At 68.2% G+C, this 25,134-nt stretch carries 29 protein-coding genes; 9 read left to right on the plus strand and 20 right to left on the minus strand.

What is annotated here, in order from left to right:
* Positions 1 to 26 precede the first annotated feature (26 nt).
* Positions 27 to 410, minus strand: a complete 384-nt coding sequence (locus DVH23_RS10785) for a hypothetical protein (protein ID WP_114577432.1) — start codon at positions 408 to 410, stop codon at positions 27 to 29.
* Positions 411 to 495: 85 nt separating this feature from the next.
* Here DVH23_RS10785 and DVH23_RS10790 point away from each other — a divergent pair, with 85 nt between their 5' ends.
* A complete protein-coding gene (locus DVH23_RS10790) occupies positions 496 to 1,611 on the plus strand; it encodes a tRNA (guanine(26)-N(2))-dimethyltransferase (protein WP_114577433.1) in 1,116 nt (371 codons plus the stop codon).
* Here DVH23_RS10790 and DVH23_RS10795 read toward each other — a convergent pair.
* Positions 1,608 to 1,808, minus strand: a complete 201-nt coding sequence (locus tag DVH23_RS10795) for a hypothetical protein (protein WP_114577434.1) — start codon at positions 1,806 to 1,808, stop codon at positions 1,608 to 1,610. The two genes, DVH23_RS10790 and DVH23_RS10795, sit on opposite strands and share 4 nt — an antisense overlap.
* A gap of 95 nt (positions 1,809 to 1,903) precedes the next feature.
* Between DVH23_RS10795 and DVH23_RS10800 the strand changes: the two genes are divergently transcribed.
* Positions 1,904 to 3,223 carry a YihY/virulence factor BrkB family protein gene (locus DVH23_RS10800; protein WP_114577435.1) on the plus strand — a complete coding sequence of 440 codons (1,320 nt, stop codon included), beginning with the start codon at positions 1,904 to 1,906 and terminating at the stop codon, positions 3,221 to 3,223.
* Positions 3,224 to 3,226: 3 nt separating this feature from the next.
* On the opposite strand, the gene DVH23_RS10805 is transcribed toward DVH23_RS10800, so the two are convergent.
* Together DVH23_RS10805 and glnA are read right to left on the minus strand one after the other, a co-directional pair.
* Positions 3,227 to 3,505 carry a hypothetical protein gene (locus DVH23_RS10805; protein ID WP_114577436.1) on the minus strand — a complete coding sequence of 93 codons (279 nt, stop codon included), beginning with the start codon at positions 3,503 to 3,505 and terminating at the stop codon, positions 3,227 to 3,229.
* Between the two features lie 82 nt (positions 3,506 to 3,587).
* Entirely contained in the window at positions 3,588 to 4,940 is a 1,353-nt protein-coding gene (glnA, locus tag DVH23_RS10810) for a type I glutamate--ammonia ligase (RefSeq protein WP_114577488.1), read from the minus strand.
* A gap of 124 nt (positions 4,941 to 5,064) precedes the next feature.
* Here glnA and lrp point away from each other — a divergent pair, with 124 nt between their 5' ends.
* The gene (gene lrp / locus DVH23_RS10815) at positions 5,065 to 5,529 is read left to right on the plus strand and encodes an HTH-type transcriptional regulator Lrp (RefSeq protein ID WP_114577437.1); all 465 of its coding nucleotides are present in this window, start codon (positions 5,065 to 5,067) and stop codon (positions 5,527 to 5,529) included.
* Here lrp and DVH23_RS10820 read toward each other — a convergent pair.
* From DVH23_RS10820 to DVH23_RS10830, 3 genes are all read right to left on the minus strand, one after another.
* The gene (locus DVH23_RS10820) at positions 5,526 to 5,819 is read right to left on the minus strand and encodes a hypothetical protein (RefSeq protein WP_114577438.1); all 294 of its coding nucleotides are present in this window, start codon (positions 5,817 to 5,819) and stop codon (positions 5,526 to 5,528) included. The genes lrp and DVH23_RS10820 overlap by 4 nt on opposite strands.
* Positions 5,820 to 5,871: 52 nt before the next feature.
* Complete coding sequence (locus DVH23_RS10825; protein ID WP_114577439.1) at positions 5,872 to 6,771, minus strand: acyltransferase; 900 nt, start codon at positions 6,769 to 6,771, stop codon at positions 5,872 to 5,874.
* A gap of 105 nt (positions 6,772 to 6,876) precedes the next feature.
* On the minus strand, positions 6,877 to 7,092 hold the full coding sequence (locus DVH23_RS10830) for a hypothetical protein (protein ID WP_114577440.1): 216 nt from the start codon (positions 7,090 to 7,092) through the stop codon (positions 6,877 to 6,879).
* A gap of 92 nt (positions 7,093 to 7,184) precedes the next feature.
* Between DVH23_RS10830 and DVH23_RS10835 the strand changes: the two genes are divergently transcribed.
* Positions 7,185 to 8,252, plus strand: a complete 1,068-nt coding sequence (locus DVH23_RS10835; RefSeq protein ID WP_114577441.1) for an aldo/keto reductase — start codon at positions 7,185 to 7,187, stop codon at positions 8,250 to 8,252.
* 6 nt (positions 8,253 to 8,258) lie between these two features.
* On the opposite strand, the gene DVH23_RS10840 is transcribed toward DVH23_RS10835, so the two are convergent.
* Positions 8,259 to 9,032, minus strand: a complete 774-nt coding sequence (locus DVH23_RS10840; protein ID WP_114577489.1) for an SDR family oxidoreductase — start codon at positions 9,030 to 9,032, stop codon at positions 8,259 to 8,261.
* 63 nt (positions 9,033 to 9,095) lie between these two features.
* Between DVH23_RS10840 and DVH23_RS10845 the strand changes: the two genes are divergently transcribed.
* On the plus strand, positions 9,096 to 9,770 hold the full coding sequence (locus DVH23_RS10845) for a helix-turn-helix domain-containing protein (protein ID WP_232833746.1): 675 nt from the start codon (positions 9,096 to 9,098) through the stop codon (positions 9,768 to 9,770).
* On the opposite strand, the gene DVH23_RS10850 is transcribed toward DVH23_RS10845, so the two are convergent.
* Positions 9,767 to 11,179, minus strand: a complete 1,413-nt coding sequence (locus DVH23_RS10850; protein ID WP_114577443.1) for a DUF402 domain-containing protein — start codon at positions 11,177 to 11,179, stop codon at positions 9,767 to 9,769. The genes DVH23_RS10845 and DVH23_RS10850 overlap by 4 nt on opposite strands.
* Positions 11,180 to 11,195: 16 nt before the next feature.
* Positions 11,196 to 11,573, minus strand: a complete 378-nt coding sequence (locus tag DVH23_RS10855; protein WP_114577444.1) for a hypothetical protein — start codon at positions 11,571 to 11,573, stop codon at positions 11,196 to 11,198.
* A 108-nt stretch (positions 11,574 to 11,681) separates the two neighbouring features.
* Here DVH23_RS10855 and DVH23_RS10860 point away from each other — a divergent pair, with 108 nt between their 5' ends.
* The gene (locus DVH23_RS10860; protein WP_114577445.1) at positions 11,682 to 12,692 is read left to right on the plus strand and encodes a PrsW family intramembrane metalloprotease; all 1,011 of its coding nucleotides are present in this window, start codon (positions 11,682 to 11,684) and stop codon (positions 12,690 to 12,692) included.
* Here the strand turns inward: DVH23_RS10860 and DVH23_RS10865 are convergent.
* On the minus strand, positions 12,664 to 13,284 hold the full coding sequence (locus tag DVH23_RS10865; RefSeq protein ID WP_114577446.1) for a riboflavin synthase: 621 nt from the start codon (positions 13,282 to 13,284) through the stop codon (positions 12,664 to 12,666). The two genes, DVH23_RS10860 and DVH23_RS10865, sit on opposite strands and share 29 nt — an antisense overlap.
* A 132-nt stretch (positions 13,285 to 13,416) precedes the next feature.
* On the opposite strand from DVH23_RS10865, the gene DVH23_RS10870 reads away from it, so the two are divergent.
* Positions 13,417 to 13,662, plus strand: coding sequence for a hypothetical protein (locus DVH23_RS10870; protein ID WP_114577447.1), 246 nt, complete (start codon positions 13,417 to 13,419; stop codon positions 13,660 to 13,662).
* 57 nt (positions 13,663 to 13,719) lie between these two features.
* On the opposite strand, the gene DVH23_RS10875 is transcribed toward DVH23_RS10870, so the two are convergent.
* Entirely contained in the window at positions 13,720 to 15,579 is a 1,860-nt protein-coding gene (locus tag DVH23_RS10875; RefSeq protein ID WP_114577448.1) for a UvrD-helicase domain-containing protein, read from the minus strand.
* 86 nt (positions 15,580 to 15,665) lie between these two features.
* Entirely contained in the window at positions 15,666 to 15,848 is a 183-nt protein-coding gene (locus DVH23_RS10880; RefSeq protein ID WP_114577449.1) for an HVO_0416 family zinc finger protein, read from the minus strand.
* Positions 15,849 to 15,948: 100 nt separating this feature from the next.
* Between DVH23_RS10880 and DVH23_RS10885 the strand changes: the two genes are divergently transcribed.
* On the plus strand, positions 15,949 to 16,773 hold the full coding sequence (locus DVH23_RS10885) for a molybdopterin-synthase adenylyltransferase MoeB (protein WP_114577450.1): 825 nt from the start codon (positions 15,949 to 15,951) through the stop codon (positions 16,771 to 16,773).
* Here DVH23_RS10885 and DVH23_RS10890 read toward each other — a convergent pair.
* From DVH23_RS10890 to DVH23_RS10920, 7 genes are all read right to left on the minus strand, one after another.
* Positions 16,740 to 17,699, minus strand: coding sequence for an ABC transporter substrate-binding protein (locus DVH23_RS10890; RefSeq protein WP_114577451.1), 960 nt, complete (start codon positions 17,697 to 17,699; stop codon positions 16,740 to 16,742). The genes DVH23_RS10885 and DVH23_RS10890 overlap by 34 nt on opposite strands.
* 38 nt (positions 17,700 to 17,737) lie before the next feature.
* On the minus strand, positions 17,738 to 18,139 hold the full coding sequence (locus DVH23_RS10895) for a hypothetical protein (RefSeq protein WP_114577452.1): 402 nt from the start codon (positions 18,137 to 18,139) through the stop codon (positions 17,738 to 17,740).
* 65 nt (positions 18,140 to 18,204) lie between these two features.
* Positions 18,205 to 18,945: an SDR family oxidoreductase gene (locus DVH23_RS10900; RefSeq protein WP_114577453.1), complete on the minus strand. Its 741-nt coding sequence runs from the start codon at positions 18,943 to 18,945 to the stop codon at positions 18,205 to 18,207.
* Between the two features lie 131 nt (positions 18,946 to 19,076).
* The gene (locus DVH23_RS10905) at positions 19,077 to 19,457 is read right to left on the minus strand and encodes a DUF1428 domain-containing protein (RefSeq protein ID WP_114577454.1); all 381 of its coding nucleotides are present in this window, start codon (positions 19,455 to 19,457) and stop codon (positions 19,077 to 19,079) included.
* Positions 19,458 to 19,736: 279 nt separating this feature from the next.
* The gene (locus DVH23_RS10910; protein ID WP_114577455.1) at positions 19,737 to 21,128 is read right to left on the minus strand and encodes a metallophosphoesterase; all 1,392 of its coding nucleotides are present in this window, start codon (positions 21,126 to 21,128) and stop codon (positions 19,737 to 19,739) included.
* A gap of 212 nt (positions 21,129 to 21,340) precedes the next feature.
* Complete coding sequence (locus DVH23_RS10915) at positions 21,341 to 22,864, minus strand: carboxypeptidase M32 (protein ID WP_114577456.1); 1,524 nt, start codon at positions 22,862 to 22,864, stop codon at positions 21,341 to 21,343.
* Positions 22,865 to 22,916: 52 nt separating this feature from the next.
* Positions 22,917 to 24,014 (minus strand): M20 family metallopeptidase, encoded by a 1,098-nt coding sequence (locus DVH23_RS10920; RefSeq protein WP_114577457.1) that lies wholly within the window; start codon positions 24,012 to 24,014, stop codon positions 22,917 to 22,919.
* A 361-nt stretch (positions 24,015 to 24,375) separates the two neighbouring features.
* On the opposite strand from DVH23_RS10920, the gene DVH23_RS10925 reads away from it, so the two are divergent.
* The gene (locus DVH23_RS10925; protein WP_114577458.1) at positions 24,376 to 25,128 is read left to right on the plus strand and encodes a winged helix-turn-helix domain-containing protein; all 753 of its coding nucleotides are present in this window, start codon (positions 24,376 to 24,378) and stop codon (positions 25,126 to 25,128) included.
* Positions 25,129 to 25,134: the final 6 nt, after the last annotated feature.

Consider the following 25,134-nt stretch of genomic DNA (forward strand, 5'->3'; position numbering starts at 1 on the left):
GGCCCCGAGTTAAAAACTTCTCTCTCTCAGACGAACTCCCGGACCTCCGAGTACCACATGTCGTGGGCGTCGATCCGGCCGACCCGGCGGCCGATCGCGACCGCGAGCACGTGCCAGCACAGCGCCGTGGGATCGTCGGGATCGAGATTGTACTCGCTGTCCTTACACGTACAGCCACCGCCCTCGACGACGTACTCGTCCTCGTAGCCGACGACGACCGTAAAATCTCGATACTCCTTCACCCGACCCTCGCCGACGGCCTCGATCGCCCGGACCCCCCGATCGCCGTGGAGGCGGACGATCCGATCGACGACGTCGGGCGTGAGCTCCCCGGCCTCCGCTAACGCCGCCTGCCAGCGCTCGACGGCCTCGGCGTCGCGGGGGCCGGAACCGGGCTCTCCCTCGGTCACGACCCCACCTCCCCACCGGAGGCCCAAAGCGGTTTGGTTCGGCGCCGACCGCGCCGTTTTTCGGCCTCCCCGTCCCAGCGAGGGTATGCGCGTCACGGAAGGCGGCGTCTCCCTCTCGGTCCCCGGCGAGTCCACCGACGGCGTCGAGGAGGCGGTGTTCTACAACCCCCGCCAGGAACTGAACCGGGACCTGACGGTCGCCGCTCTGCGGGCCTACCGGGAGCGAGAACCCCGCGCGGAGAGCTACCTCGACGCGATGACCGCGAGCGGGATCCGCGGGCTCCGCGCCGCCGCCGACGGCTGGCGCGTTACCTGCTGTGACGCCGATCGCGAGGCGGCCGCACTCGCCCGCGAGAACCTCGCGGACTACGACGGGACCCGCGTGATCGAGGGCGACGCGAACGCGGTGATGCACGCCGAGGCTCCCGTCGACGTCATCGACCTCGATCCCTACGGGACGCCGATGCCGTTCGCCGACGCCGCGTTCGCGAGCGCGCGCGATCTGGTCTGTGTCACCGCGACCGACACCGCACCGCTGTGTGGCGCCCACCTGCAAAGCGGGATCCGGTCGTACTCGGCGGTGCCACGGAACACGGAGTACCACGCCGAGATGGGCGTCCGGATACTCCTCTCGGCGCTCGCCCGGTCTGCCGCCCGCTTCGACGTCGGCGTCGCCCCGCTCGTCACCTACGCCCGGAGCCACTACGTCCGAACGATGCTGGAGCTCACCCACAAGCCGACCGCCGCCGACGCCGCTCTCGAGGAACTCGGTCACATCGCCCACTGCGAGGACTGCCTCTACCGGGAGACGAGCGAGGGGTTGATCGCCGACGCCCCCGACACGTGCCCGAACTGCGGGGGTGAGCGGCTGTTGGTCGCCGGGCCGGTCTGGCTTGGGCCGACCCGTGACCGGGAGTTCGTGGAGGCGGTCCGCGACGAGATCACGGACTCCTTCGGAACCGCCTCGAAACTCGACGACCTGCTCGCCGACCTCGCGGCCGAACGCGACGAGCCGACCCACTACGACCAGCACAAGCTCTGTAAGTCGTGGGGACTGCCCGCGAACGCGATGGACGACTTTCTGGGGGATCTCCGGGCCGCGGGCTTTGCGGCCTCGCCGGCTCACTACGGCGGAACGGCGTTCAAGACCGACGCCGACGTCGCCGAGATCCGGGCCGCGACCGCGCCGAATCTCGGCTAATCGCCCGCGGCGTACAGTCGAACCAGCCCACACTCCGGACACCGGACGGTCTCGAGGCTCGTCGTCGATCCGACGCCGAGTTTCCCGAGCAGTCCCTCGCGTTTCCCCGTCGAAATCGAGAGCTTCATTCCGTCACCGGTCCTGACGGACGTCTCCTCCATCCCCACGCCACAGTCGGGACAGCGCCGCTCGTCCATACCCCTCTCACTCCCCGGACGCGAGAAAAGTCCACCGCCGCGACGACGACAGTGCCGGCGGTCGGTATTTGCGCGTCCGGGCCGAACGCGGGGGCATGTACTCCTCCCGAGATGCCGTTGCCATCGTGACCCGCATGCGCCGGGTCGCAAAGCACCGACAGCTAACGCTTCTGGCGGCCGGCGTCGCCTTCTACGCCTTCTTCTCGCTGGTCCCGCTGGCGCTCCTGGGGATCGTCGTGGCGACGGTCGCCGGTGGCGAGGGGCTCGCGGCACGGGTCACCGAGTCGGTGAGCGACGTCCTGACGCCCAGCGCCCAGTCGCTGCTCGCCGAGGCGATCACCGAAGAGTCGGGTCGTGGAGGCGCGACTGTCGTCGGCACGATCGGGCTCCTCTGGACCGGCTCGCGGGTCCTCCGTGGCCTGGACCGGACCTTCTCGGAGGTCTACGGCACCGTCGCCGCGACCACGATCCTCCGGAGCTTCCGGAACGCGGGGATCGTCGCGGTCGCGATCCTCCTGGGGATCACCACCGTCGCGGTCGCCGAGGGCCTCCTCGCCGCCGCCGCCAGCGGGCTCCTCCGGATCATCGCCCCCGTCTTCGTCTTTCTCACCGTCCTCATGGCGTTCGTCCCGGTGTACCTCGTCTTTCCCAACGCCGACGTCACCCTCCGGGAGGCCCTCCCGGGAGCCGCCTTCGCCGCCGCCGGCTGGACCGTCCTCGGGCGCGCGTTCGGGATCTACGCCGGCCTCGCGTCCACCTACGCCATCTACGGCGCGCTGGGCGCGGTCTTCCTCGTGCTCACCTGGCTCTACGCCGGCTCCGTCCTCGTCGTCCTCGGAGCCGTCCTGAACGCCGTCCTCGCCGGACACGATCGGGAGATCGACCGGATCGACGGCCCGGACGACGACGGTCCGTCGGGAGACCGGCAGCTACAAAGTCCCCGCCCGAGAGAGTCTCGGACGGAAGCGATGACCGACGACGCCACGGGAGTCGAGGAGGAGCCGGTCGACCCGCCCGCCGAGAGCGCCCGCACCCGGGACCGCTCGGGCGACCCCGCGGCGCTTCGCGAGGAGATCGAACGGCTGCGCGACGAACTCGAGAACGTCGAGGAGCGCGTCGAGTCCCGTACGGTTCGAAAGGAGTCCCTCGAGGCCGAACTCGAACGCTACGTCCGGAGCCGAGTCCGCCGGAGCCACGCCCGCGGCTGGGGCCCCTATCTCGTGCTCCTCTATGGTACCGCGATGTCGATCGCCGCCTTCTACTTCCTCTCGGGAGGGTGGGCCGTTCTGGCGATGTTCGTCGTCTGGACCTCGACGCTGGGCGTCTACGGGCTCATGGTGTTGATCGGCGGCGGGATCTCCGCGCTCGGCGTCCCCGGCCGTCTCCGGGACCGGATCGGTGAGTGGCGCTCGTAGCGACTACCCGTCCACCGAGCCGTCGGCGCGGATCGTGAACTGCTCGTAGCCGCCGTAAGCGATCTCGAGTGCGCCCATCCACCAGTTCCATCGCTCGACCGGGCTCGAGCCGGCGGGCGCGTCCCGCAGGTGAGAGAGGATCTCCTTGGCGGTCAGTTCGTGGCCGCGGTCGGCCCCGAGCCGGCCCGAATCGAGGAGGTCGCCGGCCTGCCTGGCGACGACGCGAACCTCGCCGTCGGTCCCGCCGAACTCCCGTCGGAGGCGGGTCGGATCGACGTCCATCGCCGTTCTACGTGCTCGGCCGGCAAGGAGTTCTCGGTCGAATCGCGCTCGAAAAAGACGTGATGGCAGAACGGGTGTGGCGTTAGAACGTCTCGAGGTACCGATCGAGCTCCCACTGGGAGACGTCGACGAGGTAGTCCTCGAACTCCTGGGACTTGGCCTCGACGAACTTGGGGCCGACGTGTTCGCCCAGCGCGTCGTAGACGACCTCGTCCTCCTCCAAGGCCTCGATGGCCTCGCCGAGGTTCGTCGGCAGCGTCTCGATGCCGTACTCCTCGCGTTTCTCCTCGTCGAACTCGTAGATGTTCTCCCGGATCGGGTCGGGCGCCTCGAGATCGTTCTCGATCCCGTCGAGACCCGCCTGGATCAAGGCGGCAAAGGCGAGGTAGGGGTTACACGAGGGGTCGGGGAAGCGCGCCTCGATCCGGCTCGCGGCCGGGATGCGCGCGGCTGGTTTGCGGATGAGCGCCGAGCGGTTGCGGTCGGACCACGCGACGTAGACGGGCGCCTCGTAGCCGGGCACCAGGCGCTTGTAGCTGTTGACGGTCGGGTTCGAGACCGCGGTAATCGCGGGCGCGTGTTCGAGGACGCCCGCGAGATAGGAGTGGGCGACGTCGCTCAGGTTGAACTCGTCGTCCTCGTCGTGGAAGGCGTTCTCGCCGTCTTCCATCAGCGACATGTGGGTGTGCATCCCCGAACCGTTGATCCGCGGGATCGGCTTGGGCATGAACGTCGCGTGGAGGTCGTGTTGGGCCGCGATCGCACGGACGACCATCCGGAAGGTCGCGACGTTGTCCGCGGTCGCGAGGGCGTCGTCGTACTCGAAGTTGATCTCGTACTGGCCCTCGGCGACCTCGTGGTGGCTGGCCTCGATCTCGAAGCCCATCGACTCGAGCCCGTAGATGATGTCCCGGCGGACGTCGCTGGCGAGGTCCTTGGGTGCGACGTCGAAGTAGCCGCCGGTGTCGGCGGTGGTCGTGGTGGCCCGGCCGTCCTCGTCCTCCTCGAACATGAAGAACTCCGGTTCGGGCGCGAAATTGACCTCGTACCCCATCTCCTCGGCGCGCTCGATGGCCTGCTGGAGCACGTACCGGGGGTCGCCCTCGAAGGGTTCGTCCGTCGAGGTGTTGATGATGTCACAGATCATCCGGGCGGCCGCACCGTTCTCGTCGTTTCGCCACGGGAGCACCTCGAACGTCTCGGGGTCGGGTTTGAGCCGCATGTCCGACTCCTGGATTCGAACGAAGCCCTCGATCGAGGAGCCGTCGAAGTAGATCCCGTCGGTGAACGCCTTCTCGGCCTGGCGGGCCGGGATCGCGACGTTCTTTACCGTCCCCAGAATGTCCGTAAACTGGAGCCGGAGGAAATCGACGCCTTTGTCGTCGATCTCGTCTAGTACCCCCTGTTCGGTCGCAGTGAGATTTCCGCTTGTCATCTTCTCGTCGGCGTATCCAACTATCCCCACTATTAAAGCCCTGCTGTTCCGAGCAAATCTTCTCTCCGAACACTGTAATTGGATATTCGTAAACTTATAATGGGTGGAGGCCGTAGCGGGCGTGATGACGTACGAAAATCTCGACGCGAAGCTAGTGAATGCACTTCTGGGCGACGGCCGGGCGAGCCTCCGGAGTCTCGCTGAGGACCTGGACGTCTCGGTCACCACCGTCTCGAATCACCTCTCTGACCTCGAGGAGCAGGGTGTCATTCAGGGCTACACCCCGAAAGTCGATTACGACGCGCTCGGCTTCGACGTCACCGCGGTCATCCAGTTGAAGGTCGAGGGCAACGCCCTCCCCGAGATCACCGATCGCCTGCGCGAACACGACCAGATGACCTCCGTCTACGAGGTCACCGGCGACTACGACGTGATCGCCGTCGGCAAGTTCACCGACACCGACGGGATGAACGGCCAGATCAAGACGCTGCTGACCGACCCCGACATCAACGAGTCCAACACCAGCGTCGTCCTGAACGCCGTCACCGAGAACGAACAGTTCGACCTCGAGATTCTCAACGAGGACTAACGGCGAAGCGACGAGACGCAGTGACGACAGTAGGTGAAGCTGGGATCGATCTCGTTCGGCCCCCCACAATGGGGACAGTGCATCGTCTCGCCGTCGTCCGGTTCCGGCTCCGGCTCCCGGTCGTCTCCCGGCGCCGACCCCTCGACGGGAGGCGAGCCGCGGTCGGCGGCTCCGGCCTCCGGGAGTGCCGTCGACGGACCGTCCCCGCGGTAGACGTAGCGGTAGTACAGTACCGCCTGGAGGAGTGCAAAGAGGACGGCGTACCCCGCGATCCATCCCCACAGCTCCATGCCGTGTGGTACGATCTCAAGGGACTTGGGCGTTGTGTCCGTTCGCAGGCGTTCAGTTCGGCGGCAGACGGTCGCGCTGGAACTCGTCGAACTGCTCTAGGTCGGGCGGGAGGTCGTAGTCGAGATGGCGTTCCTCCTGGCGGTTCTCGCCGGCCTCCTCGATGGGAGTCGCGACGTCCTCCCAGCCGGGTTTGATCTTGACGCTTTTCGCGGGCATCCCGACGGCGATATGGTGGGCAGGAATGTCGTGTTGGACGATGCCGCGGGCGCCGACGATGGCGTTCTCGCCGACCCTGTTGCCCGCCCGGACCATCGAGTCGTACGTCAGGCGGACGTCGTCCTCGACGATCGTGTGGTAGTTTCTGACCTCGGTCTGGTCGACGACGTCGTGGTCGTGGCTGTAGACGTGGACGCCGTCGGAGACGGAAACCCGGTCGCCGATCGTTAGCTTTCCGCGGTCGTCGAGGTGGACCTCGTCGTGGACGACGGCGTTGTCGCCGATCGTAATGTTGTGGCCGTAGGTAAACGAGATCCCCTTGAAAAAGCGACAGCCCTCGCCACAGGACTCGAAGAGGTGGTCGGCGAGCATCCGGCGAAATCGGAGCGCGAACTCGACGTTGTCGGCGATCGGGAGGCTGTCGAACTGGCGCCAGAGCCACTGGAGATGCTTGGACCGGCGGAACTTCTCTTCGTCCTTCTCGGCGTAGTACTCGCTTTCGAGGGTCGTGTTGCAGGGATCGTAGCTCTGGACGCGGACGCGTTCGGCGGGCGACATCGACTCGCCGGCCTGGAACCGCTCGTAGGCCTCTCGGTCGCCCGAGAGGTCGATGAGGACATCCTCGACGACCGAACAGGTGTCCTCGTCGCTCGACAGTCGTCGGTCCACTTCGTCGAGAAAGTCGCGCATGCCGGCTTCGGCCTCGTCGGGGAGCGAGACGTGCCGCTTTGTCATGGTCGATGGCTACTGGTGCCTGCTTCATAGGGGTTCGGTTGTGCGTCCGTCTTGCCCCATCGCCCCTCGGCGACCCCCCGAGTCGGGCATGGACAGCGCCGGAGATCACCGTCCTCGGGGCCGGTCGGTTCCCCCGAACGGGTTCGCGTCCGTGAGGACCCCGCCCACGAGCGCGACGAGCAGCCCGGCGACCACGAACGCAGCCGCGAACCCGGTGAGCGAGAAGCCGACGATCGCGAACAGGACGAGAAGCTGGACGGCGAGGATGGCCCCCAGAAGCGCGGTGATCCGGTCGAGGCGCCGAGCGAGTTCGTCGTCCATGCGGATCGTTCGCCTCGCCGACACCATAAACGTTCGTCCCGAACCACGCGGCTTCCGTATCCGATAAGTGCCCGCGCCCCCAATTCCGGAACATGCACTACCGGGAACTGGGCGACTCCGGAATCCAGGTCAGCGAGATCGGCTTCGGCGCGTGGGTCGTCGGCACCGACTGGTGGGGCGACCGCTCCGAGGACGAGGGTGTGGAGATGGTCCGCCACGCGATCGACCGGGGGATCACCTACATCGACACCGGCGACGTCTACGGCCACGGCCGCAGCGAGGAACTGATCGGCGAGGCAATCGCCGACGTCCGCGAGGACGTGACCCTCGCCACGAAGGTCGGCTACGACTTCTACGACAATCCCCAGGCCGGCCACGGCGAACTCCCCAAGGAGATCGACCCCGACTACGTCCGGACGGCGGTCGAGAAGAGCACGGATCGCCTCGGCGTCAATACCATCGACGTCCTCCAGCTCCACAACGCCGACGCCGACGAGATCACCCCCGACGTCCTCGAGACGCTCGACGAACTCGAGGAGGAGGGACTGATCCGCGCTCGCGGGCTCGCGCTCGGGCCCTCGATCGGCTGGCTCGCCGAGGGCGATCTGGCAATCGAGGCGGAGTTCGACGCCGTCCAACTGGTCTGGAACGTCCTCGAACAGGAGGTCGGCAGCCACTTCCTCGAGACCATCGAGCGAACGGGATCGACCACGAGCCTGATTCCGCGGGTGCCCCACTCCTCGGGAATCCTGAACGAGCAGGTCACCCCCGACACCGAACTCGGCGAGGGAGATCATCGGGGATTCCGGCCCGACGAGTGGTACGAGACGGGCTGGGAGAAAGTCGAGAAGCTCCGCTTTTTGGAGGACCCGAAGCACGCGGACGGCCGGCGCACGATGGGCCAGGCCTCGCTGGCCTGGCTGCTCTCTCACGACGCCGTCGCGACGGTCACGCCGACGTTCCGCACCAAGGCGGACATCGACGAGTGGGCCGCCACGAGCGACGTCCCGAAACTGAGCGACGAGGAGATGGTACGGGTCGAAGAGCTCTACGCCGGTGGCTTCGGCATCGACCGCGACGACGGGATGGACAGTCTGCGATCCTCGCTCGACGGCGAGGACCTCCGGTCGGCGGGGCTTGACGAGCTGGCGGCCGACTGATCGGGCTTACTCCACCTCTTTCCGGAGCCACTCCCCCCACGTAGTCGATCCCACGGCCCGATCCGGACGGGTCGCGGCGCCCGAACGGAAGCCGGACGCCACCGAACCCGGCACCGGGAGCCCGACGACGGGCCGGCGGAGCCCGGCGACCTCGCGGTAGCTCCGGACGAGGTCGGCGGCCGTCCGGACCTCGGGGCCGCCGACGGGCTCGACCCGCCCAGCCGGCTCGACGGTCGCGTGTTCGACGACGGCGTCGGCCGCCTCGCCGGCAGCGATCGGCTGGACCCGGAACCCCGAGGGCACGGGCCAGACCGGCAGCCGCTCGATCGTCCCGCACAGTTCGAGGACGAACTCGTGGAACTGGGTGATCCGGACGACCGTCGCCGACACGTCGCTTTTCTCGAGGGCGCGCTCGGCCGCCAGTTTGTGCTCGTAGTACGACAGCGGGATGGAATCGATGCCGACGATCGAGGGATAACAGACGTTCTCGACGCCGGCTTCGGCGGCCGCCTCGAGGAGCCGTTCGGTCCCGCGGGCGTCGACTGCCTCGCTATCGCCCCGGGGCGCGGTCGCAGCGTGGACGACGACGTCGATCCCCTCGAGGGCCCGTTCGATCCCGGTCCCGTCGGCCAGGTCGAGTTCGACCCACTCGCCGTCGGCGTCGGCGGGTGGGGACCGGTTCGCCGATCGGACGTCGTGGCCCGTTTTTCGGAGGCGGGGGCGTAGCTCGTCGCCGAGCGTGCCGGTCGCGCCGGTGAGCAGCGTTCGTGGTTCGCTCATGGGGATCGGTTCGGTCCCGGCTTCCGAAGCGATGTCGCCGGATCCGTCTGTGGGGTTTAAGTCGTGGACGGCGAGGCAACCCACATGAACCACGTCCGGCTGAGCCTCGACGCGGGCGGCCGGGAGGCCGAGATCCACCCGATGTACGACGTGCTGGTCAACGACCCCGCGGTCGAGCGCGCGACCGCCACCCACTGGAGCTTCACGGGCGACGAACTCGGGATCATGCACTATCTGGAAGGCGACCGCGAGGCGTTTCGCCAGCGCCTCGAGACGATTGCGGAGGTCCGGGAGTTCGAGATAACGCCCGCGGGCGAGGCCTTCTACGCCTACGTCCGGGACGCGACCACCGAACCGCTTCGGGGACTGTTCGGAGCCGTCGCGGAGAGCACCGCGGTCGTGATCCCGCCCATCGAGTACGCGGAGGAAACCGTCTCGTACTCGGTGTTCGGTCCCGGAGAGGAGATCGAGGCGGCGATCGAGCGCGTCCCCGATCCGATCGAGGTCCGGGTCGAGGCGGTCGGGGGCATGCGCGGGGTGGCGGAGCTAGCCGACTCGCTGGTCACCGACCGCCAGCGGAAGGCCCTCGAGGTCGCCCTCGCCGTCGGCTACTACGAGGTACCCCGCGAGGCGAGCCACGAGGACGTCGCGGCCGAGCTCGGCTGTGCGCCCAGTACCGCCGCCGAACACCTCCGGAAGGGCGAGGGCGCCGTCCTCCAGGCAGTTCTTGGGGGTTAGGAGAGCGCCCGTTCGACCGCCGACGCGACGTTCCGCGCCTTCTCCGCTAACTCCTCGTCTACGAGCCCGTCGGCGACCGCCTCGGCGAGTTCGTCCTCGTCCACGACCGCGACCGAGCCGTCGGCCCGTCGGATCACGTCGACGTAGAGGTCGACGTAGCGCGCGCAGTCGGGAAAGAGTTCGACGGGCGTACAGACGTTGACATACGTCCCCTTCGCGACACCCTCCGAATCGCGGTAGGTCGTCGGATACCACCACCGCCCCTCGCGGAGCTTCGTGACCGCGACGTCGCCCGCCTCGATCGGAACCTCGAGGGCGTCGTACGTTCCTCCGGCCGTCATCTCGCGTTCGAGGGAGACGCTGCCGTCCCCGCTCCAGTCGGTGACCGTGCCGGTTCCGAGCGTGATCAGACGCCCGTCGGGCTTGCCGTGGCCGAGCGCGATCCGGTCGCCGGCCTCGGGACCGAACTGGCCGGCGACCGCGCCGAAGGGAAACTCGCCGTCGCCGCCACAGACCGCCTCCGCGAAGTCCACGGCCGAACTCGCCGCCGAGCTTCCGGCCTTGATCCGGTGGTGACCCGCCATCGTCGCCGTCACGGCGCGGCGGGAGTCGTCAAGCGCGAACCGTGACTCCCGGCCGAACCAGCACCAGACGGTTCCCTCGGGTTCGGCGAGGACCCCGGGATCGCCCGGCTCCGCGGGCGCGTCGTCGAGGGTCGCCTCCAACTCCCCCGCCCGGTCGACAGCGTCGGCGACGGCCTCGCCCATCGCCTCGAGGGTGGCGTCGGCCGCGCCCCGCTCCCAGCGCAGGCCCCATCCCTCCGGGACCTCGACCGAGAGAAGGTCGGTGAGGCCAACGAGTTCCTCCCCGCGTTCGCCGCCGACGGCTGCCGATATCCCCGATCGGTCCCGGGAGAGCGAGCAGAGCCCGCCCCCGACCGAGAGCCCGGGCTCGACGCGGGCCCGGTCGTCGCCCCACGGCGAGGCCGGCTCTCGGACCTGGACGCGATAGCGGTCGCCATCTCCGACGTAGCCGGAGACGGCGTCGTAGGGCAGGTAGCCACGCCGGCCGTCGCCGAGATCGACTGTGGCGCTGCCCCCGCCGTCGGTTGCGATCACCTCGGCATCGAAGACGGCACCGTGGGGGGCGTCGTCGGCCCACCGGAAAGCGTCGATCCCCGCGTCGGCGAGACGCGCCGCGACCGCCTCGACGCCGTCGGGATCGCCCGACACCGAGACCCCCTGGCGATCCCGGCTCGTGTCGATCCGGACGTCGGCGGGCACCGTATCGAGTCCGTCCTCGAAGCGCTCGCGGATCGGCGGGGAGGGCTGGACGACCTCCAGACCGTCCTGGCGGAGCAGGCGGGTGAGCGCCGTCGTGTAGATCCCCCGGATCCGGACGGCGGTCATCGCGGCCCCCCGCCGATCACCGGAGGACCTCCCGGTCGGACCCGAAGCGGACCCGGTCGTGGATCGTCGGGCCGAGGGTCAGCTCGACGTGCTCCTCTCCGAGCACGCGGCCGTCCTCGATCGGAACGCCCCACGTATCGAACCGGAGCCAGCCCCGCATCTCCGCCGCGTGGGTCGTGATGTCGGCGTACTCCACCTCGTGTTCGGGGAACTCCGCGGTGCTGTGGGCGAGATCCATGTCCGAGTAGACGACGTCGTGGGCGTCGAAGAAGGTCATCAGGGCGTCGGCGTCGTCGGCGACGCTCGCGACGACCGCCTCGCTCGCCGCCCGCAGGTCGTCCGTCTCGAGGCCGACCGCCCGGAGCGCGCGTTGGGTCCGCTGGTCGAAGTGCATGTCCGGGGGTTGGGCCGCGGGACTTTCAAGCCATCCCTCTCGTGGACGACGGTCGCAGGGACTGTCCGTCGGCCAAACTATTTCCACCGGCCTCTCCCTACAGGAGGTATGTCACCCCTTCGTGACCCGATCGAGCGCTCGGCCGGCGATGGCGTCGATCTCTACGACGTCTCGACCTGGGAGCCCCGCACTCTCGTCGACCGCCTCGCGGTCCGGCTCTACCGCGCGATCAGCTACGGGTTCCGCGGCATCGTCCTCGCGGTCGCCGCCCTGATCACGCTCTCCCTTCTCGTCTCGCCGGCCCTGCTCGTCGTCGAGGAGCCGTTCCTGGGTGCGTTCTTCGCGCTGTCGGCCGTCCCGGCGCTGGCGCTTGCGGCCTACATCTGGTACGCCGACGTCACCACGAGCGAGCCGCTCTCCTTGCTCGTCGGCACCTTCGTCCTCACGATCCTCTTTGCGACGTTCGCCGCCCTGGGCAACGCCGCCGGCGGCGCCGTTCTCCAGTCGATCCCGGTCGTCGGGATGGTCCTCTTTTTCTACCTGATCGTCGGCCCCCTAGAGGAGGCCGTCAAGCTACTGGCCGTCCGCGTCCTCGCCTTCCGGAGCGACTCCTTCGACGCGGTCATCGACGGCGCGGTGTACGGCGCCGTCGCCGGCCTCGGCTTCGCCGCCATCGAGAACGCGATCTACATCTCCGGAGTCGTCGCCGAGGTCGAGGGGTCGGCGGGGCTGCTCGCCGCCGCGACCGGGATCACTACCGTCCGCGCGCTCGTCGGCCCGGGCCACGTCATCTACTCCGCCATCGCGGGCTACTACCTCGGGCTCGCGAAGTTCAACCCCGAGAACGCCGGTCCCCTCGTCGTGAAGGGGCTGCTCGTCGCCGCCGTCATCCACGCCACCTACAACTCGACGGCCCAGGTCGCCCCCGACCTCATCGCGGGCGCGACCGGGATCGGCCCCGGGCTCGCGTTCGTCGGCTACGTTGTCGCGTTCGACGCTACCGCCGGCTACTACCTCTACCGGAAGATCACCCGCTACCGCCGGCGCTACCGCCAGTACCGCGTCGGCGAGGGCGACCCCGCGACCGAGGTCACCGAGATCGATCCGCCCAACCGCTGACTCCCGATTCGAGCAACCCCTCGACGTACTTCGCGAGCACGTCCACCTCGAGATGGACCGGATCGCCGACCGCCTTCTCCGAGAGCGTCGTCAGCTCGTGGGTCGTCGGAACGATCGCGACCTCGACCCGACTGCCCTCGAGACGGGCGACCGTGAGGCTGATCCCGTCGAGCGTGATCGACCCCTTCTCGACGACGTAGCGGTCGTACCCCTCCGGAAGCTCGAAAGCAAACCGCCAGTCGTCGCCGACCGGCTCCCGGGAGTCGAGACGGGCCACCGCATCGACGTGGCCCTGGACGACGTGGCCGTCGAACCGGCCGTCGGCGGGCATCGCCCGTTCGAGATTGATCCGGTCGCCGACCGCCAGATCGCCGAGGTAGGTCCGCGCTACGGTCTCGCTCGCGAGGAAGGCCTCGAACCACGCCCCGTCCTCGAAGCGTTCGACCGTCAGGCAGGCGCCGCTGACGCTGATGCTCTGGCCCTCGACCAGGCCCGCCGCGACCTCCTCGGTCGCGATCCGGAGACGTATCCCGTCGTCGGTCCGCGACCGGGCGACGACCTCGCCGGTTCCCTCGACGATTCCCGTGAACATACTCGACCGTCGGCGGGCGTGGTGAAATGCCCACCGATACCGAAACGCGTCACGAAACCGTGACGGTTCGGTGCGGGACCGTACCCGAGCGGGGTCGGCGCGTTTTTATCGCTCCGGAGCGACCACCGACCGATGGCAAGCATCATCGAGACGCTCTCGCTGGCGGGCGTGCTCGTGTTCGCGATTCCCGCCGCGCTGGCCGGCCTCGAGTTCCTCCTCGTCCGGGGTCAGCCCGTCGTGGGCGCCGTCCTGATCGGGCTCGCGGTCGCGCTCGTCCTCGTCCAGCGATACGTCACCCTGCCGGGGGACGTCCCGGGCATGGTCGCACAGCGCGTCGCCGGCGCGGTGAGCAAGGATCCCGACGAACCGCGCGAGTGACCGTTCCGGCCGGGGTCACCGACCGAACCGATCGACTGCAGTGTCCGCGAGGGCGAGTCAGGGTGCTTCGGCCTCGACCTCCCGCTCCTGGGGCTCGACTGCCGCCTCGATCAGCTCCTCCAGATCGGTCTCGGTCGGGCGGTTGTTGAGCAGGACGTCGATGGGGAGCGTCGGCGCTCCGTCGACCAGGTTCTCCAGGAGCACCAGCCGCTCGCGGGCCCGCGACATCCCGACGTAGAACACCCGGCGTTCGTTGTCGGTGAGGACGGGCACCGGCGAGGTCGTCTTCGTGAACTCCTCTACACCCTCGACTGCGGTGGGGTCGTCGACGGTGGCGACCATCTGCTCGACGACCTTCTCGGTGAGGTCGGTGCCGACGAGGACGTGATCTGCCTCCCGGCCCTTCGCGGAGTGGATCGTGCCGACGCGGACGCGGTCGGTGTCCATTCCCTTGTAGCTGCCCACGGCGAAGTAGGACTTGATGCTCTTCTTCTGGAAGCTGGTGACCTTCCGGACCATGTCCGAAGCGGAGTTCGGCCCCGGCATGAACGGCGCGTGGTCGGTGATCACCTCGGCGGGAATCGAGAGGTCGGTGAGATCCTCGACGCCCGCGGCTTCCTCGCGGTCGTCGATCGTATCGAAGAGCGCGTCGCGGTCGTTGGTGCCGAAGGCCGACTCCATCAGCATGTCCGCGAGCCGGCGGGCCTCGAGTCCGTTGACGTCCTCGCCGTCCTCGACTTTCTCGACGGCGCTTACGTACTGGGAGAGGCGGTCGGTCCACATCCGCTGATCCGTGAGGGCGGTAAAGGGCACCCCCTCGGTGATGAACTCGTCGATGAACTGGAACATCTGATAGCGCGCCCGGAACAGCACCATGATCGTCCCGTCGCCCTCGGCGAGGGTGCGCCGGACCATCCGGACGACGTCGAGCATCGAGGCGTTGCGGTGGCCCTCGACGGCGCCGCCTTCCTTGCGCGGTTCGAGATCCTTGTCCTGGCGGTGGTCGATGTGACGGATCTCGCGGTTGACGGTGTTCAGGACGTTCGAGGGCAGCCGATAGGAGTTCGGGAGGATGATGTCCTCGTCGACCTCCTCGTCGAGGAGGAGCGCGGGATCTGCCCCCTGCCAGGAGTAGACGACCTGGTCGTCGTCGCCCGCGATGAACACCTGCTCGACGTGGGGCTTCCACTCCTCGTAGACGTCGTACTGGAGGGTGGTGATGTCCTGGAACTCGTCGATCACCAGATAATCGACGCTCGGGATCAGCGAGCGCTGTTTGACCCGCTCTAACATGTCCGCGAAGCCGATCTTCCCCTCCCGGCCCTTGTAGGAGCGCCAGCCACGGATCGCCTCGGGGACGTCGATCCGGTCGTCGTCGGAGGGCCACGTCGGCGTGTACTTGTTGCCCTCCTGGGCGTTCGGATCGATCTCGGGGGGGAGTCTGACCTCCTCGACGTCCCACTGGAAGGGGACGTCGTGCCAGTCTTCGACCTCTCGGCGGGTGCGCTGGAGCCACTGGCTCGTCGCGATCACCTTGTTTCCGATCGTCGTCGAGCGGGCGGTCCGCCGACCGGCCCCCGAGTACTCGTCCTCGTACTCGAGGCCGAACTCCTCGCAGAACGCCTCCTTCTCGCTCTCGCCGACGACGTCCCCACGGGAGAGATCGAGCAGGTCGTAGGCCTTCGCGTGCATCGTACAGACGTTGCCCTGGAGCGCGCGGGGACTCTCGTCCAGGCGCTCGGCGAGGCGCTCGCGGATCTCCTGGGCGGCCGCCCGGGTGTAGGAGACGACGAGGATGTCACGGAACGTGACGCCCTCCGGCTCGAGGACCTCCTCGACGTGGTCGAGCAGTGCCGTCGTCTTCCCGCTGCCCGGACCGCCGAACAACCGAGTCACCTGCGTCTCCGTGGGAGCCATTGTCCCCGTTCAGGGACCCGACACTCATAAGTCACGTGGGTTTCTTACGGCGGGAAACGCCGGCTCAGGAGCGGTCGCGACGGGCCCTATCGCGGGGCCCACCCACAGACGTTACAGGAGGTCGCCTCCGAATCGTGAAGCCCCGAACACTCCGGACACTTCTTCTTGTTATAGTCTCGCTCCCACCCTGCTCGTTGTACCTGATGGCCGCGGTCCGTGAGGAATTCGTCAAACAACTCGTCGTCGGCATCGGTGGGGGCTGATGCCATAGTGACGGTATCGCGTACCACGCTAATAAATCGTTGGGTCGTGACAGTCCCTGCCACACACGACCCACGGACTTACGGTCGCTCCCGCCCAGGGTCGGATATGTCCGACCTCGCTCTCGACGCCGATGGCTTGGAACGCTACGCCCGCCACGTCATCATGGACGAGGTCGGTCCCGAGGGCCAGGAACGCCTCCTCTCCGGCCACGTCGTCGTCGTCGGTGCCGGCGGCCTCGGCTCGCCGGTTGTCCAGTACCTCGCGGCCGCGGGCGTCGGCCGGATCGGGATAATCGACGACGACCGTGTCGAGCGCTCTAACCTCCAGCGCCAGGTGATCCACGGCGAGGGAGACCTCGGCCGACCGAAAGTCGAGAGCGCCGCCGAACGCGTCGCCGACCTCAATCCCGATATCCGGGTCGATGCCCACGAGACCCGCCTCACCGCCGAGACCGCTCCCGACCTGCTCGCCGGCGCCGACGTCGTCGTCGACGCCAGCGACAACTTCGCGACCCGCTATCTCTGTAACGACTTCTGTGCCCTCGAGGGGATCCCCCTCTCACACGGTGCGATCTACCGCTTCGAGGGACAGGCCACGACGTTCGAAAACGACGTCGAGGGGCCCTGCTACCGCTGTCTGTTCCCCGACGCGCCCGAACCCGGGACCGTACCGAACTGTGCGACCACCGGCGTGCTCGGGGTCCTCCCGGGCACCGTCGGCACGATCCAGGCGACCGAGGCGGTCAAATACTTGCTCGGCGTCGGCGACCTCCTCGACGGCCGACTGCTGACCTACGACGCGATGGGACTCTCCTTCGAGACGGTCGAAATCGCCCGAAACCCGGCGTGTCCGGTCTGTGGCGAGGACCCCGAGATCGACTCCGTTCGGGACGTCTCCTACGAGGGCCGGTGTACGGTTCCCGCGGACTGACGCTCCCCCCGCCGGTCGAGGTCCTCGAGCGCCGGAAACGGCACCGCGACCGACTCGGGAGGCGACCCGAACCGCTCGGGGTCGAGGACCTCCGCGAGACGTTCGGCGGTATCGACGAGGCGCGGCCCCGGACGGTTGACGTAGTGGTGGCCGTCCATCGCCCAGACCTGTCCGTCCCGAACCGCCGAAAGCTCGTCCCAGCCCTCACGATCGGTGAGATCGCTTCGGTTCTCGGCGGTCTGATCGAGTTCGAACCCACAGGGCGCGACGACCAGGACCTCGGGGTCGTACTCGCGGATCGCCGCCCACTCCCGCGGGGTCGAGCGGTCGCCCGGGTCGGCCATCCCGTACTCGCCGCCGGCCGCGGCAACGAGTTCGGGGGTCCAGTGGCCCGCGACCATCGCCGGATCGGTCCAGTCGAGGACCGCGGCCCGCGGCCCCTCCTCGGGGGTCCGCTCGCGGAGGTCCGTCAGACGGGCCTCGAGTTCGCCGGCGACCCGTTCGGCTCGCTCCTCCCGACCGACCGCGCGGCCGATCCGCCGGAGGTCCGCGAGGACGTCGCCCACGGTGCTCGGATCGGTCGTCAGGATCTCGGGGTCGGGTCCGATTCGGGAGAGGGCGCGCTCGATCACCCGCTCGTCGACCGCACAGACGTCACAGATCCCCTGGGTGACGATCAGGTCCGGATCGAGTTCCTCGAGGGCCTCGCAGTCGATTTCGTAGACGCCCTCGGCGTCCGTCTCGGCTTCGAGGACCTGTCGGTCGATCTCGTCGCTCGACGCCGAGGCGTCGATCCGCGAGCGGGTGATCGCCGGCCGGTCGGCCATCCGGGGCGGGAAGTCACACTCGTGGGAGACGCCGACGGGATCGATTCCGAGGGAAGCGAGAAGCTCCGTCCCCGAGGGGAGGGTCGTGACGACGCGCATGGCGGAGGGACGTGCCGGAGCCTAAAAGGCGTGCGTGCTTATCGGGCGTCGCCGTCCTCGATCTCGATCTCGGTCCACTCCTCGCCATCGGCGCGCTCGTGGCCCATGAGCTCGCCGACCGCGGCTTCGGTCTCGGCGTTTACGTCCCCCACGAGGCGGAGGGCGCCGTCGGCCTCGCGGGCGAGCCGCCGGAGGCGATGGTCCGTCGGGAGTTCGTCGAGGCTGTGGGCGCCCTCCGGATGGAGGTACTGGATCGGGTGCTCGTTGGGGGCTTCCTGGAGGTCGACGTCGATCGACCACAGCAGGGGCAGGAGCTGGATCGCGTACCCCTGGGGCTTGGGCGCTTTCCGTCCGGCGGCGGTGAGCGTCGCGCTGATCGCGGTCGACTCCGCGTCGGTGTCGTAGGAGACGCCGGGCAGTCCGGGAACGGTGATCTTCATGCCTCCATCGAGGTACGCGGGGCGGATGGCTCCATCCCCGGCACACGCACCGCCGTTTTAGGGACTCAGAACTCCGCGAACTTGTCCCGCCGGTAGAGGTCGATCTCGCTGGCCGACGACCGCTCCTGGGAGAGCGCGAAGGCGATCGCCTCGGCGATCTCCTCGGGTTCGGTGACCTCGCCGGGCTCGAACCGTTCGGCAAAGGACTCGCCGTCGCCCCCGCCGAACTCCGAGCGGACCTCCGAGGGGTTGACGACGGTGACGCCGATCCCCTCCTCGCCCACCTGGCCCGCGACGCTGTGGGCGAACCCGCGGACCCACCACTTCGTCGCCGCATACACCGGGTTTCCGGGGCGGGGATAGTGGCCCGCGAAGCTCCCGACGAACAGGAGGTGGCCGCCCGACTCCCGGACGTGGGGGATCGCCGCTCGGGTCGCATAGAAGACGCCGTCGACGTTGACCGCCTGCATCGTCGCGAAGTCGTCGGTGTCCATCGACTCGACGTCGTCGCCCAGCCCGAGGCCGGCGTTGTTCACCAGCCCGTAGAGCTCGCCGAACTCCGAGACCGTTGCCTCGATCAGCGCCTCGACGGCGTCCTCCTCGGTGACGTCGGTCGGAGCGACGAGCGTTTCCGTGTCGTACTCGGCCTCGACGTCGTCGGCGATTTCCTCGAGCGTCTCCCCGGATCTCGCCGCCAACACGACGTTCGCGCCGGCCTCCGCGAGCGCGTGGACCGTCGCCTCGCCGATGCCCGAACTCGCGCCAGTGACGACGACCGCCCTCCCTGCCAGACTGTCGAATGCCATACGGTCCGTTCGGGGGGAGGCCCCTTCCGTATTTCCGTCGGGTCAGTATTTCGGTACGTCGGAGAGTTCGGCGGACGTCGCCGCATACTCGAGGCCGTACGCCGCCGCGTGCGGTTGCCGTTTTCCGTCGATCACCGCTCGTGGCCGACGATCGACCGGAAGCCGCCGTAGGCCATGCGCTCGGAATCGAAGGGCATCTCCTCGTCGAAGGCGTCCGGATCCATCGCGGGATCGTCCATCACCTTCGCGTTGACCTCGTCGCGGTGCTCCCGGGACTCGAAGACGATAAAGGAGAACACGACCGCGTCGTCCTCGCCGGTGTCGGCGAGCTCCGGGAACGTCCGGACCGCCATCCCACCCATGTCGGGCTCCATGTCGTCTCCGACCCCTTCGAAGTACTCGAGCGCGCCGTGGTCGATCCACAGCTCCCCGGCCTCGCTCGCCATGTCGCGGTAGGCGTCCAGTTTCTCCTCGGGCACCGCGAGAACGAACCCGTCTACGTATCGTTCCATGACCTGCAGACGGACGACGCGACGGGAGATAACCGTTTTTCACACCTCCCGATAGCTGTCCCGCCGCGACCTATCGCGGGCTCGTACGGTCCGTCCAACGGTCGATCGGCGAAACCGCGACCGTTCACGGGGTCGCCGGCGCCGATGCGGCCGTCCGTACGAGTAGGCGTCGTCGACGGTCCCCCGGCGGGGGCGGCGACGGCTTCCTCCACGGGATCGGCTGGCGGTTCTCCGCCAGTTCGAGCGCCACATCGCGGGCGTGATCGAGGTCCTCACGAGCTAGTCGTCCTCGGGGTCGGGCGCACGCGTCGGTTCGCGTTCCGGATCGCCCCCGGTCGCCGGTTCGGGATCGGGGCCCGATCCCGCGTCCGGGAGCTCGAGGGGCCCTGCTGGATCGACCGCCGTGCGTTCCGGGATCGTCGTCGGTGCTGGCGGTCTGCGTGCGACCAGTCGTTGAAACCGGGTGAGGTCCCGGGGTTGGCGTGTTTCGATCTCCTCGTACTCGACGACGATCCGATCGCCCTCGGGGAAAATCCGGAAGTAGTTCAGCCGGAACGAGGGGTAGTAGAGCCCGGGCAGCCGGGAGAACCACGTTTCGACGTGCTGGAGCTTCTTCAGCCAGGTTCCGGTGTTGACGACGACGCGGTCGCCCCACTTCGTGAGCGACGCGCGGTGGGTGTGGCCGTAGACGAAGACGGCCACGTCGGGGTGGGACTCGAAAACGTCCCTGGCCGCGTTCAGGAACGGCCGATCGCCCTGGCCGACCCGCACCCCCGACAGCATGACGCCGAAGCGCCCGAGGGTTCGTCGCAGATCCCGCCTGAAAAACCAGAACGGGATCGCGAGCACGAGCAACATGGCGATGACGACGACGTTGATGGCGATGATGAGTTCGAGGAGATAATCGGCGGCACCGAGAGCTCGGATGAGGGGGTTGTCGGTGAACACGTGCGGCGGGAGGAGACCGATCGTCTCGAGGACGGTACCGAACAGGTAGAGGATCGTGATGTTGAAAAAGAGCAACAGGGGGACGACGATCGCTCGCAACAGCGGGCTCATCTCGCGGTAGAAGTAGTTCGAGACCAACCAACGTGGAATCTCCTCCATCGGCGCGACCGACTGGATGTCTCGGAGCCAGTCGCCCCTGGCGTGCTCGGAGTAGCGCCCTGCGGCGGCGACGACCCGCTGGACGACGAAGTAGCCAACTGGCAGTGCGTCTGGGTTGCCCCAGTCGGGCATGCGGTTGTTCGCGTCGTGTTGCTGGCCGTGCTCGATCCAGACCGTTCCGTCGGCGACCTCCCTGGTAATGGCGATCTCGGGCTCGAGGGTCAGGTTGTACTCCGCGAGCCGATCCACGTAGGAGGGGTAACACGCGAGGTCGTAGTCGTGGTTGCCCGGGATCAGCGTGATGTCGATCTCCTCGCCGGTCGCCCGGAACTGCTCGAAGACGCGCGGGTGGTCCTCGATCACCCGCTCGAGCGTGTCGGTGCCCGTCGCCTCGGCGTACTCCCAGAGGCCGAAGGCGTCGCCGTTGATGATCAACTCGACGTCGCCGCCATCCTCCTTCAGATCCTCGAGAAACGAGACGAGTTCGTCCTCGAAGTCGAGCGTGGTGAGTTGCTCGTCGCCGCCCATGTGAAGGTCGCTGATGAAGACGTACTCGGTAGCCATTCGGATCGTGGTTCGACGTCCTACCAGCGCCGACGGGATAGTGGTTTGCCCGTCGTCGCTCCGGTTCACGGTGGGTGTCAGCCCGGTCCGAACGACTGCGAGCGTTCAGTAGTCGGCTTCGACCGGTCTCGGGCAGGCGGGAACACGCCTGCCCGAGATGGGAAACGACGCTCACGGCGTCCGAGAACGGATGGGTCGAGAACCGGCCGGTTTCAGTACGCCTCGAGGTCGTAGAGCTCGCCGTACTTCGCCTTCGCGTACGCGAGGAAGTCGTCGGCGGAGTACGCCTTGCCGGTCGCCCGTTCGATCAGTTCGGGGGTCGTGTAGCGTTTACCGTGGCGGTGGACGTTCTCGCGGAGCCAGCCGTTCAGCTCGTCGAACTCGCCCTCGCGGACCCGGGAGTCGACGTCGCCGACCGCGTCGGTGGCGGCGTCGTACAGTTGAGCGGCCAGCACCGATCCCAGCGAGTAGGTCGGGAAGTAACCGAAGGAGCCGTGAGACCAGTGGATGTCCTGAAGACAGCCCTCGGCGTCGGTTTCGGGGCGAACGCCGAGGTATTCCTCGTACTTGTCGTTCCAGACCTCCGGGACCTCCTCGACGTCCAGATCGCCCGCGATGAGGTCGCGTTCGATCTCGAAGCGGATCACGATGTGGAGGTGGTAGGTGAGTTCGTCGGCCTCGACCCGAATGAGGTTGTCGTCGTACACCTGGTTCGCCGACTCGTAGGCCTCCCGGGGGGTGGCCTCGACCTCGGGAAACCGCTCGCGGACCTGCGGGAGAAACCGCTCCCAGAACGCCTCCGAGCGTCCGACGTGGTTCTCCCAGAGCCGAGACTGGGACTCGTGGACCGTCAGGTCGCGAGCCTCGCCCAGCGGGGTGCCGTAGCCCTCGTCGGGCAAGCCGAGGGTGTAGTTGGCGTGGCCGAACTCGTGGATCGTCGAGGTGATCGATCCCAAGAGGTCCTCCTCGTCGAACCGGGTCGTCACGCGGGCGTCGAACTGCGTCCCCGAGGAGAAGGGGTGGGGGGCGGTGTCGATCCGGCCCCGGTCCCAGTCGTAGCCCAGCGTGTCGAGGGCGTCGCGGGCGAGTTCCTCCTGGGTGTCGTCGTCGAACTCCCCCGAGAACGCGTCGGTCTCGATCTCGGTATCCGAATCGTCGATCGCGGAGATCAGCGGGACCAGTTCCTCGCGCAGGCGAGTCAGGACTCGCTCTGCGGTCTCGAGATCGAGATACGGTTCGTAGTCGGCGAAGAGGACGGCGTAGGGGTCGGCGTCGGGGTCGATGTGCTCGGCGTACTCGCGTTTGAGCGAGACGAGTTTCTCGAGGGTCGGCGCGAACGTCGAGAACTCGTCCTCCTCGCGGGCCTCCATCCAGACGGGATGGGCGTTCGAGGTCGTCTCCGAGATCTCGGTGACGAGTTCCTCGGGGACCGTCGTCGCCCGATCGTACTCCCGGCGGGTCTCGCGGACGACCGCCTCGCGGTCGCCGTCGAGGTCCTCACCCTCGAGTTCGTCGAGATAGTCGCCGGTTTCCTCGGCAGTGAGCAGTTCGTGACTGATCGACGAGAGCGTCGAGAGCTGTTTGGCCCGTGCGGGCGTGCCGCCCTCGGGCATCATCACCTCCTGGTCCCACCGGAGGATTCCGGCGGCGTTGCCGACGTTGCTGATGCGCTCGACGCGTTCCTCGAACTGCTCGTAGGTGTCCTCTCCCGTCTCGGAGGGCTGATCGCTCGCCATGGCGGACGAACGAGGGCCGGTCCCATCAACGCCGGGGTTCCGGCCAGGGAGGTCAGCCGTGGGCCGGCCACGACTCGACGGTCCCGCGATAGATCCGGTAACACCGCTCCAGGACCGCGATCGAGACGCTCTCGTCCTTCGTATGGGCCTCGCCGGGCTCGGAGGGTCCACAGATAACGCACTCGGTCCCCGCCCGCGAGAGCCAGCCCGCGTCGGTCGCGTGAGGTTTGGTCGCGAGTTCGGGAGGGGCCGACTGGGCCTCGGCGGCGGCCGCGAGGACCCGCTCGGCGAACGTCTCGTCGGTGCACTCCATCGGCGGGAGGTCCTGTTCGACCGCCCACTTGATTCCCGGTAACCGTTCCAGACCGTCGAGGTCGGCGCGCTCGCCGGGCACCGTCCGCTCGTCCACCGTCAGCGTACACCGCTCGGGAACGACGTTCATCGCCGAGCCGCCCTCGATCTCGGTGACGACGACGCTTCCGGAGAGCCGGCCGCCGGCGACCGAGACCGGGGAGACCTCCAGGTCGCGGATCGCGTCGATCGCCGCCGTCGCCCGGTAGATCGCGTTCTCGCCGGCCTCGGGCTCGCTGGCGTGGGCGGCGGTCCCGCGGGCGGTGACGGTGCTCCCCCGCCGGCCCCGGTGGGCGACGACGACATCGGTGACGTCCGGCCCCGAGTAGTTCGTCGAGCCCTCGCCGACGACGGCGTAGTCGGGGAGGAAGCCGTCGTCGATCGCGTACCGGGCGCCGACGCCGCCGGTCTCCTCCCCGACGAAGCTCGCGAAGACGAGCTCGATTCCTGGAGGGAGCTCCGCCTCCCGGAAGGCGACCAGCTGCGCCGCGAGCGCGCCCTTCATGTCCGCCGCGCCCCGGCCGTGGATCCGGCCCTCCCGGCGCTCGACGCGGTAGCTGCCGTCCTCGGCGAGCTGGGACCCCTCGGGCGGAACGACGTCGTGGTGGCCGACGAGCGCGACCGAGACCCCTTCATCGTCGCCCCGTCGGGCGATTACGTTCCCGATCCCGTCGCGGCGGACCGCCGCTTCCGTCTCGTCGGCGAGCCACGCCTCGATGCGGTCGCCGGCGGCGGTCTCGTCGTCGTGGCTCGCGATCCCGACGAGGGCCTCGGTCAGTTCGGCGATCGTCGTTGCCATGGCGCCGACTTTCGAGGCCAGGACCGTGAGTGTAGCGGGTCCGGCGGAGCCACGGCTGGAGAGGAAGTACAGGGGGCGGCGGCCAACCGACCCCGTGATGTCAGAGGCACACGATCGAGCGGGTTCGGCGGCCGGCCGAACCGGGGTCGTCGTGCTGCCAGTTTCTGGTACCACTCGGTACGGTCTTACCTTACCCACTGCACTCCCGTTCAGGAGGTGATCGTTTTCGATCTCGAGAACACCCCCTGAAACGGATACGCGACGGCCAACACGGCCGATGGGGGTCGAATCCACCAGATACGCCGCCTTCGACGGATCATGACCGGAAAGCATACGTTCGTCGGTCGAATGGGTTCGGCCGATGGGATACGAGTGGGGAACCGACCTGTTCTCGTCGCCACACCGGTTCGACGTGTTGGGGTCGCTCCACGAGGAACCGACAGACACGCGGGGGCTGACCGAGGAGTTGTCGGCCTCGCGGGTGACCGTCCAGCGCCACCTCAACGCGTGTGGCGAACTCGGCTGGGTCGAGAAGATCGACGGACGCTACGAGCTAACCGCCGTCGGCGACCTGGTCTACCTGTCGGCGAAGCGGTTTCTCGACCGGCTCTCCGCCCTCGAGCGCCACGGTCCGGTCGTCGGGACGTTCGCCGACCGGGATCCCGCGTTCGACCCGCTGTTGCTGGAGGAGGCGACGGTGACCGTCGCCACCCCGACGAACCCCCACGCGCCGATCAGCCACTACCGGACGGCGATGACCGACTCCGAGACGTCGTCGGTCCGCGGGATCTCGCCGATCGTCAGCGACCTCTTCATCGAGGTCCACGGACGGCTCCTGGCCGACGGCGTCGAGACCGAGCTGATCATGCCCCGGTCGGTCCTAGAGCGGGTACCCGAACCCGAGGAGCCCCCGCCGGGGGCGTTCACCCTCCGGACGCTCGAGGACTCCGTCGACTTCGGGCTGACGCTGACCGACGACGCCGCGCTCGTCGGCCGCTACGAGGACGGGACGTTTGCCGCCTGCGTCGAGAACGACACGCCCGCCTTCCGGGAGTGGGTCAAGGACGTCTACGAGCGCTACCGCGAGCGCTCGACGGTCGTCGCCCGCGACTGATAAACT

It is taken from the genome of Saliphagus sp. LR7 (assembly GCF_003344565.1).
GTDB classification, from domain to species: domain Archaea; phylum Halobacteriota; class Halobacteria; order Halobacteriales; family Natrialbaceae; genus Saliphagus; species Saliphagus infecundisoli.

What these genes read in the sequence shown, in the direction of transcription:
- DVH23_RS10790 (WP_114577433.1), top strand. Translation starts at nt 496, where the DNA reads ATGCGCGTCACGGAAGGCGGCGTCTCCCTCTCGGTCCCCGGCGAGTCC.
- DVH23_RS10795 (WP_114577434.1), bottom strand. Translation starts at nt 1,808, where the DNA reads ATGGACGAGCGGCGCTGTCCCGACTGTGGCGTGGGGATGGAGGAGACG.
- DVH23_RS10800 (WP_114577435.1), top strand. Translation starts at nt 1,904, where the DNA reads ATGTACTCCTCCCGAGATGCCGTTGCCATCGTGACCCGCATGCGCCGG.
- DVH23_RS10805 (WP_114577436.1), bottom strand. Translation starts at nt 3,505, where the DNA reads ATGGACGTCGATCCGACCCGCCTCCGACGGGAGTTCGGCGGGACCGAC.
- glnA (WP_114577488.1), bottom strand. Translation starts at nt 4,940, where the DNA reads ATGACAAGCGGAAATCTCACTGCGACCGAACAGGGGGTACTAGACGAG.
- lrp (WP_114577437.1), top strand. Translation starts at nt 5,065, where the DNA reads ATGACGTACGAAAATCTCGACGCGAAGCTAGTGAATGCACTTCTGGGC.
- DVH23_RS10820 (WP_114577438.1), bottom strand. Translation starts at nt 5,819, where the DNA reads ATGGAGCTGTGGGGATGGATCGCGGGGTACGCCGTCCTCTTTGCACTC.
- DVH23_RS10825 (WP_114577439.1), bottom strand. Translation starts at nt 6,771, where the DNA reads ATGACAAAGCGGCACGTCTCGCTCCCCGACGAGGCCGAAGCCGGCATG.
- DVH23_RS10830 (WP_114577440.1), bottom strand. Translation starts at nt 7,092, where the DNA reads ATGGACGACGAACTCGCTCGGCGCCTCGACCGGATCACCGCGCTTCTG.
- DVH23_RS10835 (WP_114577441.1), top strand. Translation starts at nt 7,185, where the DNA reads ATGCACTACCGGGAACTGGGCGACTCCGGAATCCAGGTCAGCGAGATC.
- DVH23_RS10840 (WP_114577489.1), bottom strand. Translation starts at nt 9,032, where the DNA reads ATGAGCGAACCACGAACGCTGCTCACCGGCGCGACCGGCACGCTCGGC.
- DVH23_RS10850 (WP_114577443.1), bottom strand. Translation starts at nt 11,179, where the DNA reads ATGACCGCCGTCCGGATCCGGGGGATCTACACGACGGCGCTCACCCGC.
- DVH23_RS10855 (WP_114577444.1), bottom strand. Translation starts at nt 11,573, where the DNA reads ATGCACTTCGACCAGCGGACCCAACGCGCGCTCCGGGCGGTCGGCCTC.
- DVH23_RS10860 (WP_114577445.1), top strand. Translation starts at nt 11,682, where the DNA reads ATGTCACCCCTTCGTGACCCGATCGAGCGCTCGGCCGGCGATGGCGTC.
- DVH23_RS10865 (WP_114577446.1), bottom strand. Translation starts at nt 13,284, where the DNA reads ATGTTCACGGGAATCGTCGAGGGAACCGGCGAGGTCGTCGCCCGGTCG.
- DVH23_RS10870 (WP_114577447.1), top strand. Translation starts at nt 13,417, where the DNA reads ATGGCAAGCATCATCGAGACGCTCTCGCTGGCGGGCGTGCTCGTGTTC.
- DVH23_RS10875 (WP_114577448.1), bottom strand. Translation starts at nt 15,579, where the DNA reads ATGGCTCCCACGGAGACGCAGGTGACTCGGTTGTTCGGCGGTCCGGGC.
- DVH23_RS10880 (WP_114577449.1), bottom strand. Translation starts at nt 15,848, where the DNA reads ATGGCATCAGCCCCCACCGATGCCGACGACGAGTTGTTTGACGAATTC.
- DVH23_RS10885 (WP_114577450.1), top strand. Translation starts at nt 15,949, where the DNA reads ATGTCCGACCTCGCTCTCGACGCCGATGGCTTGGAACGCTACGCCCGC.
- DVH23_RS10890 (WP_114577451.1), bottom strand. Translation starts at nt 17,699, where the DNA reads ATGCGCGTCGTCACGACCCTCCCCTCGGGGACGGAGCTTCTCGCTTCC.
- DVH23_RS10895 (WP_114577452.1), bottom strand. Translation starts at nt 18,139, where the DNA reads ATGAAGATCACCGTTCCCGGACTGCCCGGCGTCTCCTACGACACCGAC.
- DVH23_RS10900 (WP_114577453.1), bottom strand. Translation starts at nt 18,945, where the DNA reads ATGGCATTCGACAGTCTGGCAGGGAGGGCGGTCGTCGTCACTGGCGCG.
- DVH23_RS10905 (WP_114577454.1), bottom strand. Translation starts at nt 19,457, where the DNA reads ATGGAACGATACGTAGACGGGTTCGTTCTCGCGGTGCCCGAGGAGAAA.
- DVH23_RS10910 (WP_114577455.1), bottom strand. Translation starts at nt 21,128, where the DNA reads ATGGCTACCGAGTACGTCTTCATCAGCGACCTTCACATGGGCGGCGAC.
- DVH23_RS10915 (WP_114577456.1), bottom strand. Translation starts at nt 22,864, where the DNA reads ATGGCGAGCGATCAGCCCTCCGAGACGGGAGAGGACACCTACGAGCAG.
- DVH23_RS10920 (WP_114577457.1), bottom strand. Translation starts at nt 24,014, where the DNA reads ATGGCAACGACGATCGCCGAACTGACCGAGGCCCTCGTCGGGATCGCG.
- DVH23_RS10925 (WP_114577458.1), top strand. Translation starts at nt 24,376, where the DNA reads ATGGGATACGAGTGGGGAACCGACCTGTTCTCGTCGCCACACCGGTTC.